This window comes from Bradyrhizobium sp. CB3481, assembly GCF_029714305.1.
Classification (GTDB): Bacteria; Pseudomonadota; Alphaproteobacteria; order Rhizobiales; family Xanthobacteraceae; genus Bradyrhizobium.
Genome location: NZ_CP121647.1, coordinates 4,606,943 through 4,619,805 on the forward strand (window position 1 = coordinate 4,606,943; position 12,863 = coordinate 4,619,805).

The 12,863-nt window shown below is 63.2% G+C and carries 10 protein-coding genes; 8 read left to right on the plus strand and 2 right to left on the minus strand.

Annotation, left to right across the window (positions count from 1 at the left end):
- Positions 1 to 53 precede the first annotated feature (53 nt).
- From QA643_RS22435 to QA643_RS22465, 7 genes are all read left to right on the plus strand, one after another.
- The gene (locus tag QA643_RS22435; protein WP_283028073.1) at positions 54 to 1,625 is read left to right on the plus strand and encodes a winged helix-turn-helix domain-containing tetratricopeptide repeat protein; all 1,572 of its coding nucleotides are present in this window, start codon (positions 54 to 56) and stop codon (positions 1,623 to 1,625) included.
- Positions 1,626 to 1,901: 276 nt separating this feature from the next.
- Positions 1,902 to 2,651, plus strand: a complete 750-nt coding sequence (locus QA643_RS22440) for an SDR family oxidoreductase (protein WP_283034887.1) — start codon at positions 1,902 to 1,904, stop codon at positions 2,649 to 2,651.
- A 189-nt stretch (positions 2,652 to 2,840) separates the two neighbouring features.
- Positions 2,841 to 3,791, plus strand: coding sequence for an AraC family transcriptional regulator (locus QA643_RS22445; protein ID WP_283028074.1), 951 nt, complete (start codon positions 2,841 to 2,843; stop codon positions 3,789 to 3,791).
- Positions 3,792 to 4,051: 260 nt separating this feature from the next.
- Positions 4,052 to 4,882: an alpha/beta hydrolase gene (locus QA643_RS22450; protein ID WP_283028075.1), complete on the plus strand. Its 831-nt coding sequence runs from the start codon at positions 4,052 to 4,054 to the stop codon at positions 4,880 to 4,882.
- A gap of 53 nt (positions 4,883 to 4,935) precedes the next feature.
- Positions 4,936 to 6,141 (plus strand): NAD(P)/FAD-dependent oxidoreductase, encoded by a 1,206-nt coding sequence (locus QA643_RS22455; protein ID WP_283028076.1) that lies wholly within the window; start codon positions 4,936 to 4,938, stop codon positions 6,139 to 6,141.
- Between the two features lie 107 nt (positions 6,142 to 6,248).
- Complete coding sequence (locus tag QA643_RS22460) at positions 6,249 to 7,166, plus strand: MBL fold metallo-hydrolase (RefSeq protein WP_283028077.1); 918 nt, start codon at positions 6,249 to 6,251, stop codon at positions 7,164 to 7,166.
- A 128-nt stretch (positions 7,167 to 7,294) separates the two neighbouring features.
- Positions 7,295 to 8,056 (plus strand): SDR family oxidoreductase, encoded by a 762-nt coding sequence (locus QA643_RS22465; RefSeq protein ID WP_283028078.1) that lies wholly within the window; start codon positions 7,295 to 7,297, stop codon positions 8,054 to 8,056.
- Between the two features lie 117 nt (positions 8,057 to 8,173).
- On the opposite strand, the gene QA643_RS22470 is transcribed toward QA643_RS22465, so the two are convergent.
- Positions 8,174 to 9,127, minus strand: coding sequence for an alpha/beta hydrolase (locus tag QA643_RS22470; protein WP_283028079.1), 954 nt, complete (start codon positions 9,125 to 9,127; stop codon positions 8,174 to 8,176).
- A 22-nt stretch (positions 9,128 to 9,149) separates the two neighbouring features.
- Positions 9,150 to 10,472: an FAD-dependent oxidoreductase gene (locus tag QA643_RS22475; protein WP_349253291.1), complete on the minus strand. Its 1,323-nt coding sequence runs from the start codon at positions 10,470 to 10,472 to the stop codon at positions 9,150 to 9,152.
- Between the two features lie 279 nt (positions 10,473 to 10,751).
- Between QA643_RS22475 and QA643_RS22480 the strand changes: the two genes are divergently transcribed.
- Positions 10,752 to 12,857: a HAMP domain-containing methyl-accepting chemotaxis protein gene (locus QA643_RS22480; protein WP_283028080.1), complete on the plus strand. Its 2,106-nt coding sequence runs from the start codon at positions 10,752 to 10,754 to the stop codon at positions 12,855 to 12,857.
- Positions 12,858 to 12,863: the final 6 nt, after the last annotated feature.

A 12,863-nucleotide genomic window follows, 5' to 3' on the forward strand; every position in this document is an offset into this window, starting at 1 on the left:
TTGGCGCTATGCCGCAGTGCTCGCCACCGGTGCATGCGACCAAAGGGCCCAAGGTGCAGTTCCTGTTTGCCGACTACGTACTCGACCTTAATCGGCGGGAGCTCACCCGCGGCTCGGCCGCAATTGCAATTGGCCCAAGGGTGTTCGACCTGCTGGTCTACCTGGTGCAAGCCCGCGACCGCGTCGTCACCAGGGATGAACTGCTGGACACTGTGTGGAGCGGGCGCATCGTCTCTGAATCAACGCTCACCAGCCATATCAACGCGGTGCGCAAAGCGATCGGCGATAGCGGCCAGGAACAGCGCCTGATCCGAACGATTGCCCGCAAGGGCCTCCGGTTCGTGGGCGAGGTTGAGGCAAGAAGCCCCGATAGCGCCGTCATCCGAAACGCGGAGCAGGCTAACTCGAATGAGCGCCAGGAGCCGTCTCTTCCTGACAAGCCCTCGATTGCCATCCTGCCGTTTCAGAACCTGAGCGGTGATCCCGAGCAGGAGTACTTCGCCGATGGTGTTGTTGAGGACATCATCCTGGCCTTGTCGCGGATACGCTGGCTGTTCGTTATCGCCCGGAATTCGAGCTTCACATACAAAGGCCGGGCCGTGGATGTCCGACAGGTGGGGCGCGAATTGGGCGTGCGATATGTGCTTGAAGGCAGCGTGCGCAAGGCGGCGACAAGGGTGCGCATTACCGGGCAACTCATTGATGCGACCAATGGCGTGCATCTCTGGGCCGAGCGTTTCGAAGGCACCCTCGACGACATCTTTGAGCTGCAGGACACGGTCGCCGCAGGCGTCGTTAGTGCGATCGCGCCGCAGCTTGAGCTTGCCGAAATCGAGCGTGCGAGCCGAAAGCCGACCGAAAGCCTCCACGCCTATGACTATTACTTGCGTGGATTGACCAAGTTTCACCTTGCGAGCAGGGCCGGCCTCGATGAGGCATTGCCGCTATTCTACAAGGCGATCGAGCTCGATGCGGAGTTCGCCTCCGCGTATGGAATGGCGGCGTGGTGCTACTACTGGCGCAAGATGAATCGTTGGCTCGACGATCGCGAAGCAGACGGCAACGAGGCCGCGCGATTGTGCCGACACGCCGTGACGCTGGGAAAGAATGACGCGGTCGCTCTGACCAGAGGCGGCCACGCATGGCCTCATTTTGGCGGTGACCTCGAAAGTTGCGTCACCTATGTCGATAGGGCCATGGTGCTCAATCCCAATCTCTCGACGATCTGGTACCTCGGCGGGTACCAGCGAATTTCCCTTGGCAGACATGATAGTGCGATCGAATATTTCACGCGTGCCATGCGCCTCAGTCCGCTCGATCCGGAGACATTTCAAATGCAGACCGGAATCGCAATGGGACATTTGTATTCCGGGCGATTTGATGCGGCTGTCGCCTGTTTAGAGATGGCATGGCGGGAGGTACCGAACGTGCTGCGGGTAGCGGCCTTTATGGCCGCAAGCCATGCGCTGGCAGGCCGGGAGGAAGAAGCGCGACAAGCCATGCACCACGTGCGTCGGCTCGATCCCACGCTGCGCATTGGCAAGCTCGATGACTGGCTGCTGGTCCAACCGAAGGATTTCGCAGTAGCCGCGGAAGGCCTGCGAAGAGCGGGATTGCCGGAGTAACAGCTTGCTCCTGCTTCTACGCCCCCGAAAGATCAGAAGATCGAAAAGCCGCGGTCCAACCGGGATGCGTCTGAATCGTCTTTGAGTTCTCGCCTGCCGGCGTCAGACAATAATCCTCAAATGAAATTGGCGCTTCCGCGCGCCGCTTGGACAAGTTTCCAAGGTAAATCCAATCGCAATCCAACATGGCTGCAAGGCTTTTCGGCCAGCTTGGGCGCAATCTCCCCTCGCTTTCACAAGCAAGGCCATCGGTGGCCCGAAAGTCGAGGGAAAGTCATGAAGATTGTTATTATTGGCGGTACCGGGCTCATCGGAACGAAGCTCGCGAGCAAGCTCCGTCAGAAAAGCCACGAGGTGATCGCGGCATCTCCCAGTACGGGTGTCAACACGATCACCGGCGAGGGTCTCGACAGGGCGCTTTCGGGCGCCGAGATTGTCGTCGATGTTACAAATTCGCCCTCCTTCGAGGACCGCGCGGTTCTGAAATTCTTCGAAACGTCAGGCCGCAATCTTCTCGCCGCCGAGGCCGCCGCCTCCGTACGCCATCATGTAGCGCTGTCCGTTGTCGGGGTCGACCGCCTTTCGGAAAACGGTTACTTCCGCGCCAAGCTGGTGCAGGAAAGCCTGATCAAGGCCTCGAAGATTTCCTACACGATTCTGCGCGCGACCCAGTTCTTCGAGTTCGTCGGCGGCATCATCGATTCTTCTGCTGATGGACAAATCGTCAGGCTGTCGCCTGCCCTGTTTCAGCCCGTGGCTTCGGACGACGTCGCTGCCGCCCTGGCCGACGTCACGCTCGGCGTTCCAGTCAACGGCATCGTTGAGCTGGCCGGACCGGAACCGTTCAGTCTCGATGACTTCGCCCGGCAATATCTGACCGCGACAAAGGACCCGCGCAAGGTCGTCGCCGACATCCATGCTCGCTATTTCGGAGCAGAACTGGACGATCGGTCTCTCACGCCGGGCCAGAATCCCCGGCTCGGCGCCGTGCGTTTCGAGGACTGGCTGGCCGGGCTCCGCCAGTGACGGGCACGACCAAGGCCCACAAATCGATACTCACAACGCCCGGCGCATCGCCAGCAAGACAGGGCCAGCGCGTCTGCTTGCCGTTTCGTCGTGGATAGCGACGAAAGGAATCTGACCATTCCGGATCATGACGACTAGCGGGAGCTTGCTCGTCATACCGTGCCCCGCCCCCCAACACGAGCACAAACCATGAGCAAGCCGATCTTGCGCGATCCTTCGGAAGATCCCCCGGCCGCGTCTGAGGCGCGCCAGAGCAACTCGCCGATTGCCGATGGGCGTCCTGCCGATGTGGAGATGGCACGCGTGCTCAAGACCGCGCCACTTCGCATGGCTTCCGATCCGTCCAGTGGCGCGATCGCCTATTGGAAGCATGATCCCCTGCACGACGTCGTCGAGCCGATGGCTGATCACGTCATTATGACTTACCCTGCCGGCTCACAGCGGCTGGAGCGGCGCACCGGTAAATCAGCAGCGATTACGACGGCGCGTCCCGGGGTTGTGACGGTCATCCCAGCCGGCTCGACCTCCCGGTGGGACATTCACCAGCCCATGGATGTCGTTCAACTCTACCTTCCGTACAGAACGCTCGAGCGTGTTGCCGGTGAAGCCGGCATGGCCGCTCCCAGCGATCTGCTGGAAAGAACGGGACATCCTGATCTCATTACATCTCGATTACTCCTGAGTGCGGCGGATGTGCTTGAGGGCAGTGAGGCCCTGGACGCTCTGTTCAGGCAGCAGCTAACGGATCTTCTGGCCACGCGCCTCCTCGCTGCGCACACCAGCTCGCCAACCACTTTCCAGCCGACCATGGGGGGCCTCTCGCCCACCGCGCTGCGCCGCGCCGTCGAACGCTTGCGCTCGGACATCGATGCGGACGTGTCCCTTGCGGCGCTGGCTTCGGATGTCGGACTGTCGCGCTTCCACTTCTGCCGTGCCTTCAAGGAAAGCACCGGGCTTTCGCCGCATGCCTGGCTGCGCCAGCACCGACTCGAGCAGGCCATGAACATGCTGCGCGACACCGACGCGTCGGTCGTGTCGGTCGCCGCCGCGCTTGGTTATGCCTCCCAGACTGCCTTCGCTGCGGCGTTCAGGCGGCTGACCGGAGAAACCCCGAGCGATTGGCGACGACGCTTTCGGTAACAGCAATCGCTCTGCGATGACAGCAATCGCGGTGGCGCAGCCGCAGGACTGGTTCGCTAAGACATCACGGAGCATTCGCCAACACCAGGGAAGACAAGAAAATGGTCAGGAACAAATCCATCAGCCAGCTTGCAACTACTTCGCGCCGGAAAGTGCTCGCAAGCGCGCTCATTTACGCAACTTCGCTCACCGTCCGCTCCTCTTCGGCGACCGGCAAGGAAAACGACTCTTCGACAATCCCCGCTCAACGGACTGATCCTATGACCTCCGTCACCACCAAGGACGGCGTACAGATCTTCTACAAGGACTGGGGACCGAAAGCCGCCCAGCCCATCGTCTTTCACCACGGCTGGCCGCTGAGCTCCGACGACTGGGAGAATCAGATGCTCTTCTTCGTCGGCAAGGGCTATCGCGTCGTCGCCCATGATCGCCGCGGTCACGGTCGCTCAAGCCAGGTGAGCGATGGCCACGACATGGATCACTACGCAGCCGACGTCGCCGCGGTCGTCGAGCATCTCGATCTGCGCAACGCCATTCATGTCGGCCATTCCACCGGCGGCGGCGAGGCCACGCGCTACGTCGCGCGGCATGGCAGGGGCCGCGTGGCCAAGCTGGTCCTGATCGGCGCCGTGCCGCCGCTGATGCTGAAGACGGAAGCCAATCCTGGCGGCCTGCCGATCGAAGTGCTCGACGGCCTACGCAAGCAGCTCGCCGCCAGCAGATCGCAGTTCTATCTCGATTTCGCCAGCGGCCCGTTCTACGGCTACAACCGTCCGGGCGCCAAGGCATCGGAAGCAATCATCTGGAATTGGTGGCGCCAAGGCATGATGGGCGGCGCCAACGCGCACTATGATGGGATCAAGGCGTTCTCGGAAACGGACTTCACCGAGGACCTGAAGAGCATCATTGTGCCCACGCTCGTCCTGCACGGTGACGACGACCAGATCGTGCCCGTCGCCAATTCTGCGCCGCTGTCGGCGAAGCTGCTGAAGCGCAGCACTCTCAAAATCTACGAGGGGCTGCCGCACGGTATGTGCACGACCCATGCCGACCTCATCAACGCTGAGCTGCTCTCGTTCATCGCGGCCTAGCGCCTTCGCTTACGTCTTTTCATCGAAAACACTCAAAACCAGGAGCAAACCACATGCGACTAGTCATCATAGGCGCCGGCTTTGCCGGCATGTACGCCGCCCTTTCCTCCGCCCGGTTGCGCGACATTCAGGGCGTTTCGCCTGACGATCTCGAAATCGCACTGATCGCACCGGAGCCGACGCTGGTGGTCCGTCCGCGGCTCTATGAGCCGAAGCCGGAAACCCTGACCGCGCCGCTGCTTGACGTCCTCAAGGCGATCGACGTCGACTACATCCAGGGCAGTGCCGAGACGATCAACACCGATGCTCGAACGGTGCAGATCACGACTCCAAAGGGCCCGCGAAAGACTCTGTCCTACGACCGTCTCGTGGTGGCCACCGGCAGCCGCCTGTTCCGCCCCAACATTCCGGGCCTTGCCGAGCACGGCTTCAGCGTCGACTCGCTCGATGACGCAATCGCGCTCGACAAGCATCTACACAGCCTGGCCGACCGGCCGGCCATCAACGGGCGCGATACGGTCGTCGTGGCCGGCGGCGGCTTCACCGGCATCGAGGCAGCAACCGAGCTGCCCGGGCGCTTGCGCGAAATCCTTGGCAGGGACGCCAAGACGCGCGTGATCATCGTCGACCGCAACAGTGCGATCGCTCCCGACATGGGCGAAGGCCCTCGGCCAGTGATCGAGGAAGCGTTGCGCAAGCTCGGCGTAGAGACCCGGCTCGGGGCTGGCGTCGCCTCGCTCGACAAATCCGGCGTCACCCTGTCGACCGGCGAACACATCGATACCGAGACAGTGGTCTGGGCGGCCGGCATTCGCGCCGCGCCGTTGACGGCGCAGATTCCGGCCGAGCGCGACAATTTCGGCCGGCTGCTGGTGGATCGCGATCTGCGCGTGCCGAGTGTCGCCGGTGTCTTCGCCACCGGCGATGCTGCGCGGGCCGCATGCGACGACGAAGGCAACTACGCGCTGATGTCGTGTCAGCACGCCACGCGGATGGGCGCCTTTGCCGGCAACAATGCCGTCGCCGAACTCCTGGGCGTTCCGACCAGGCCGTATCACCAGAAGGCCTACGTCACCTGCCTCGACCTCGGCGAAGCCGGCGCTCTGTTCACGCGCGGCTGGGAGCACAAGGTCGAGATGGTCGGCGACGTCGCCAAGAAGACCAAGCAGGAGATCAATACTGTCTGGATCTACCCGCCCCGCGCCGAGCGCGCCGCGGCGCTCGCGTCGGCCGATCCGGAGCGCGTGACCAACCTCTAGACGCCCCAAGCGATGGCGGCCGCGCTCCTGGCTGCGCGGCCTGCTCAACCAAGACCAGCCAGAACCAAGACCAACCAAGCGCCTTTGCCATGAAACAGGAGACGAACATGAACCTGCATAATACCTCATACCCCGTTACATCGGGACCCGAAGAGCTCGTTCCGTCGCGCTACGCGCTGAAGGTCGGCGACATTGACGTGCTGGTGGTCAGCGATGGCGTGCTGCCGCTCCCAACCCAAATGTTGGGACACAACGCCGACCCGGCCGACCGCGCGGCCTGGCTGAAAGACATGTTCCTGCCGCAGGACGCATTCGACTGGGCACTGAACGTGGTCGTGGTGCGTAGCGGCGGCAAGACCATCCTCATTGACGCTGGACTGGGGTCCGATCCGGACTTGAACTTGCCGCGGGCCGGCCAGTTGATCAAGCGACTGGAGGCCGCCGGCATCGATCTTTCGTCCGTGACCGACCTGGTGCTGACCCACATGCACATGGACCACATTGGCGGGCTGCTCGTCGAGGGGGTGAAGGAGCGACTGCGCAAAGACCTGCGGATCCACGTGGCGGCCGCCGAGGTCAAGTTCTGGGAGGCGCCCGATTTCTCCCACACCTCCATGCCGCAGGGTTTCCCGGATGCGCTTCGGTCGGCCGCCAAGCGGTTCGCGAGCGAGTACGGGAGCAACCTGCGGACGTTCGATGAGGAGCACGAGATTGCGCCGGGCGTGGTCGCCCGTCGCACCGGCGGTCACACCCCCGGGCACAGCGTGGTCCGCGTGGCGTCCGGCGGCGACGGACTGACGTTCGCCGGCGACGCCGTCTTTACTGTCGGGTTCGAGCATTCCGACTGGCACAACGGTTTCGAGCACGACCCCGAAGAGGCGGCGCGCGTTCGGGTCCGTCTTTTGCGGGAGCTGGCTAAGAGCGGCGAGATGCTGGTGGCCACTCACCTGCCGTTCCCGTCCATCGGCCGGGTGGCGGCCGACGGCGACGCCTTCCGTTTCGTACCGGTGTTCTGGGACTACTGACCGCTCGTTGGGTTAAGGCCGAACCAGGGCGCGTATGAATTCGCGCCCTGGTTCAATACCTCGCAACCACCGGCGCTGAAACCGAAGCGGTCGTTTATGCCCGCTTTCACCAACTTCGAACTTTACAGATGAGTCGAACGAACATGCAGAACGAAAAAGTCATGATCATAACGGGCGGCAGCTCCGGCATCGGTCGGGCGGCCGCGCTCCGTTTCGCCAACCAGGGCGACAAGGTGCTCATCACCGGCCGCCGCGCCGGCCCCGTCGAGCAAACGGTGGCGGAGCATCAAAATATCGCGGGCATCGTTGCGGATACCGCCTCTGCTGAAGACGCCAGGCGGACCATCGCCACGGCGGTCGACAACTGGGGCCGAGTGGATGCACTCGTCAACAACGCCGGCGCGGGCGCCATCCTTCCGTTATCGGATGCGACAGCCGATCGGATCACAGACATCTTTTCCGTCAATGTGCTCGGTCCGAGCCTGCTGGCCCGCGCCGCCCTTCCTCATCTGAAGGCGACTCAGGGCACCATCATCAACATCTCCTCGACCTTCGGTCACCGGCCGGCGGCGGGACTATCCCACTACGCCGCCAGCAAGGCGGCGCTGGAACACCTGACCCGCTGCTGGGCGCTAGAACTCGCGCCGCTCGGAATAAGGGTGAATGCGGTCGCGGCCGGGCCCACGGAATCCGGCGCCTTGACCGGGATGATGGGCCTATCCGCGGAACAGGCCGAAGCCGTCAAGGAAGACGAGCGCGCACGGATTCCGCTCGGTCGGCGCGGCGTTCCCGACGACATCGCGGAATGGATTGTCCAGCTTGCGGGCCCCGCCTCGCAATGGCTGACGGGCCAGGTTCTCGCCGTCGATGGCGGCTTAGGGCTGGCTTAGTCTCCGCGCTCCACAGACGGTAAGTCGGATCGGCCAGCGGCTTTTTGAAGAGGCTATCAATCAAAATGAGCAAGCGTGCGCCAAAGCCGGGCTGTTCTCATCAACGGGAGGTTCACCCTACAGCCCGCGGACGAACGCTTCGAGCGCCGCGTTGGTCTCTTGTGGTGCTTCCTGCTGTACCCAATGCCCGATCGCAGGGATGATGGTAGAGCCGCGGAAATCAGAGCAGGCGATTCCGGGGTCGGCGTAGAGGTCCATGCCTGGAATGAAGGCGCGCACGGGGTCGCGCTCTCCGGCGACGAAGGCCGACGGCTGCGTGATGCCGCGTCCGCTTAATTCGGCGAGATCGGCGAAATCGATGGTCTGCGCGCGGTAGCGGTTGAGCGGGCCGCGAAAGCCGCCGGCCTTGAAGGCGTCGACATAAACTGCCAGATCGCTCTCGCTCATCCAAGCCGGAAATGGCTGCGGATCGACCAGCCCATCCAGCAGCCTTGCCTCCGGCGGTTTCGGCTCCAGCCATTGGTTGTGGGGCGCTTGCCCGGATAGCGCGAAATAGACCTTGCGCAGGGTGCCCGCGATATCAGCTTCCAGTTCAGCCTCCGCGACGCCCTCTTGCTGGAAGTAGATCTGGTAGAAAAAGCGCCCCTTGTACAGGGATCGCGCCAGCTCGATGAAAGGCGCGGGTCCGCGGGGACGGAACGGCACGCTGAGACCGGCCACGGCGCTGATCTTGTCCGGATGAAGCAGCGCCGTGTGCCAGACGATCGGCGCGCCCCAGTCATGGCCGAACAAAATCGCCGGGCCATCGCCCACATGATCGATCACGGCAACCACGTCGGAGGCAAGCTGACGCAGCGTATAGGCGGAGACTTCCTGCGGCTTCGAGCTTCGCCCGTAGCCGCGCGCATCAAGCGCAGCCACTCGAAAGCCCCGCGCCGCGAAGTACGTCATCTGATGCCGCCAGGAATACCAGAGTTCCGGAAACCCATGGACACAGACGATCAGCGGACCCGAGCCGCTGACGGCCACATTGAGCTCCGTCGCTCCGTTTCGGACAGTGAAAAAGTCCATCGCGGCCTCCCTGCACTGTCAACTATATCAGCGACATCACGCGTGCCGCCAACTTCTGCTCCCGCAGCGCCGCCTGCGGCTTGAGCAGTTGCGAGACTTCCACCGTCAACCGGTGCACCTCGGGATCATCAGCGGCAAGTTTGGTCAAGGCCGCGCCGTATTGCAGGCGCTGGGCAAGATCAGGGGGGCGAGCGCCGCGCGTGGCGGGATAGACGAAATCGTTGACGGCAACGCCCCATGGCGTCGCGATGGTGTCCTGGATGGCGGCGAAGAAGTCGCGCGCCAGGCGCTGCATCGGGACATCTTCCGTTAGCAGCCGGTCCAGTATCACGGCTTCCTGCGCTGCCACGCTCATGCCCTGACCAAACACCGGATTGAAGCGGCAGAGCGCATCCCCCGTCACGAGCAGGCCCTCCGGGAAAGATTCAAGGCGCTCGAAATGCCGGCGCGTGCTGCAAGGCAATTGATAGCGAACGATATCGGTGAGCGGTCGCGCATCCCTGACCGCATCGTAGATGGTCGGGGTGCGAAGGCTCTTGACGAAATCCATGAAGCCCGCGCGGTCGCCGGGCGGCGCGTCGCCATGATTGCCCCCGATGGAAAGCAGCCATCGCTGCTTTTCGATCGGAAACAGGAATGCGCCGCGGCTGCTGGCCGGCGCGGATGGCAGGGTGATGTTGCCCAGCCACTCGGCATTGTGATCAAGCCGCTCGACAATGGTGCTCGCATAGGCCTGATCAATGCCGATCTCGGTTTCGTCGGGCTTCTGCAGAGAAAGCTCGTCGAGCAGTTGAAGCGTCAGGCCGCAGCGGCCGGACGCTTCAACGACCAGATCGGCTTCCACCGTCACAGCAGGACCATCATCGCTTTCATAATGGGCCGCCTCGACCCGCATCGTGTCACGCGACGCGACAAGCTTGGTCACGCGGGAGCGCATGCAAATGCCGATATTCGGGGTTTGGAGAACGCGCCCTCTCGTGACGGCTTCGAGCAGTGGGCGCGACATGCTGAAAATATCGAAGCCAAGATCGCGAATGGGAAATGGGTCGAACCCGGGGCGCTCGAACCGGATGTCCTTCCCGGTGCGAACCTTCACGGCGCCGGCATCCGCCAGATCCTTCTCAAATCCAGGAAACAGCCTCTGTAGAGCCTGCAGTCCGCCGGCAAGCAGCATGTGGGCATGCTGGCACTGCGGGGTCCCTCGTCGCGGCGCCGCCTCGGCGGGAAGCGTGTCCCGCTCGATGACCGTCACCTTTCGGAAATGCCTGGAGAGCGCCTGAGCCGCCGTAAGACCGGCCATGCCCGCGCCAATCACCACCGCATGATTTCTTGCAGGATCTGGCATGTGTTCCTCCCGGTGTGTCAAAAGGATCGCAAACCAAGCCTATCTGATCTCATCCAGAACAATGGTGAAAGGCGTCACAAGCTTGCAGCAGGTTGCTGCCGTCATCGCGCCTGCAACTTAAAGGACGCGACACGTCCGAACGATTATCACAAACTGCGGAAAAGGCTTAGAAAACAGAGCCTTGCTCCTACAACTCGACGTTCCGGTTAGCGGGCTGGTAACGGCCGGTTGGTAATAACGAAGCGGCCGTGATCAGGGGCCCCCACCGGAAGGTTTCCCATGCGTTCGAAGCACGAAGCCCTTTCGGGCGTCACCGTCAAGACCACCCTCGCCATCATCGTCGCGGTGCTCGCGGCACTCGTGCTGATCTCCTGCGCCATTGCCGGAAAGGATGCATGGCAGAGCCATGCCGTGGCTGTCCGCGTCGCCGAGGTGAACGCCAACGCCGATCACCTGCTCAAGGGATTGGAAAGCATTCAGCTCGAACGCGGGCAGACCAACACCGCTCTTCAGGCCCCAGCCGCCGCGACTGGTGAAACGCGCGAATTGATCCAGAAGCGCCGTTCGCAGGGCGACGCTGCGCTGGCCCCGGCACTCCAGCAGATCGCTGCCAGCGCGACGCCCGAGGGCAAGAAGCTGATTGTCGAAGTCCAGCAGGCCTATGAGCGCGTCAAGCAGCTTCGCCGCAGCGCGGATTCCGCCCTTCAGTCTGCCAAGGAGCAGCGCGATGCCGAACTGCTGAAGTCCTGGTATCCGACCGTCTCGGACTTTCTGACCCGGATTCAATCGCTCTGGACCGTCGCCTCGCGCGAGATCAGCAAGGAAGATGCCATCGTCGGCGAGCTTACGATGGTCAAGCAGAGCGCCTTTTTGATGCGCGAATATGCCGGCCGAGAGCGCGCCGTTCATGCCGGCAACATCTCGGCGAGCCGCGCACTATCGGGCGAGCAACAGCGCGACATCGCAGGCTGGCGCGGCCATGTGCAGTCGAACTGGCAGGCGATCCGCGATCTCACCGCCGGTGCGACGCCGCCGCTGGTCGCTGCGGCCGCCACTGCCGAGCAGAACTTCCTCGGCAGTTTCAAGGCGCAAACCGATACGGTCTACAAGGCAGGCATGGCCGGCGCGAGCTATCCGATGACGGTCCAGCAATGGTACGATGTGTCAAATCCGGCGCTCGAATCCATCGTCCACATCAAGGATGCCGCGGTCGAGGTCACCAATGTCCACGCAGCCGCCAAGGCCTCCGCGGCGCGCACCCAGCTCATTCTGGTCACACTTGTCACCTTGCTCGGCATCGCCGTCAGCGCGGCATCGATATGGATCCTGTCGCGGCGCGTGATCCGCCCTGTCACCGCCATGACGACGGCCATGCGGCGTCTTGCCGGCGGCGACATGTCGATCGACGTTCCAGCGCTCGCACGGGCGGACGAGATTGGCGAGATGGCGCGCTCCGTCGCGGTCTTCCGCGACAACGCCATCAGGGCGAACGCACTGGCCGCCGAACAGCAGGCGGAACAGCAGAAGAAAGAGCATCGCCAGCAGGTAATGGAGACGCTGACGCAGGGCTTCGATCGCAATGCCACTAGCGTGCTCGATGCGGTTGCCGCGTCGATCGTGGAGATGCGCGCCACCGCCGAACGGATGGCCGCTGTCGCAACCGAAAACACCAGCAAGGCATCGGCCGTGGCCTCCGGTGCGCAGGAAACCTCGAGCAACGTTCAGACTGTGGCGACCGCCACCGAGGAACTGTCCGCTTCCGTTACCGAGATCAGCCGGCAGGTTGCCCAGTCGGCGGCCATCGCGGCAAAGGCCGTGCAGGAAGCGCAAGGGACCAACGCGGAGATCCAGGGCCTTGCGGCGATGGCGCAGCGGATCGGCGACATCATCAAGCTGATCAACAACATCGCTTCGCAGACCAATCTGCTGGCGCTCAATGCCACCATCGAAGCGGCGCGGGCCGGCGACAGCGGCCGGGGCTTTGCCGTCGTCGCCGCGGAGGTGAAGAGCCTCGCCGAGCAGACGTCGAAGGCCACCGAGGAAATCGCCTCGCAGATCTCGGCGATCCAGGGCGCCACGCAGAAATCGGTCATTTCGATCGAAGCGATCAGCAAGACGATCGGTGAAATCAGCGAGATCGCAACCACCATTGCCTCTGCGGTCGAGCAGCAGGGCGCGGCGACCCAGGAGATTGCACGCAATGTCCAGCAAGCCGCAGCCGGCACCCAGGAAGTCTCCGCCAATGTCGGCGGCGTCACGCAGGGCGCGGCAGCCACCGGCACCGCCGCAAGCCAGGTCGAGACCGCCGCCGGCAACCTGTCGCAGCAATCGCAGCAACTGCGCGAGCAGGTCGACGCATTTCTCAGTCAGGTGCGGGCGGCTTAGCCTGGT

Excerpts from the sequence above, each read along its gene's own strand:
- QA643_RS22470 (WP_283028079.1), bottom strand. The coding sequence starts at position 9,127 with ATGGACTTTTTCACTGTCCGAAACGGAGCGACGGAGCTCAATGTGGCC.
- QA643_RS22475 (WP_349253291.1), bottom strand. The coding sequence starts at position 10,472 with ATGCCAGATCCTGCAAGAAATCATGCGGTGGTGATTGGCGCGGGCATG.
- QA643_RS22460 (WP_283028077.1), top strand. The coding sequence starts at position 6,249 with ATGAACCTGCATAATACCTCATACCCCGTTACATCGGGACCCGAAGAG.
- QA643_RS22465 (WP_283028078.1), top strand. The coding sequence starts at position 7,295 with ATGAGTCGAACGAACATGCAGAACGAAAAAGTCATGATCATAACGGGC.
- QA643_RS22440 (WP_283034887.1), top strand. The coding sequence starts at position 1,902 with ATGAAGATTGTTATTATTGGCGGTACCGGGCTCATCGGAACGAAGCTC.
- QA643_RS22450 (WP_283028075.1), top strand. The coding sequence starts at position 4,052 with ATGACCTCCGTCACCACCAAGGACGGCGTACAGATCTTCTACAAGGAC.
- QA643_RS22455 (WP_283028076.1), top strand. The coding sequence starts at position 4,936 with ATGCGACTAGTCATCATAGGCGCCGGCTTTGCCGGCATGTACGCCGCC.
- QA643_RS22445 (WP_283028074.1), top strand. The coding sequence starts at position 2,841 with ATGAGCAAGCCGATCTTGCGCGATCCTTCGGAAGATCCCCCGGCCGCG.
- QA643_RS22480 (WP_283028080.1), top strand. The coding sequence starts at position 10,752 with ATGCGTTCGAAGCACGAAGCCCTTTCGGGCGTCACCGTCAAGACCACC.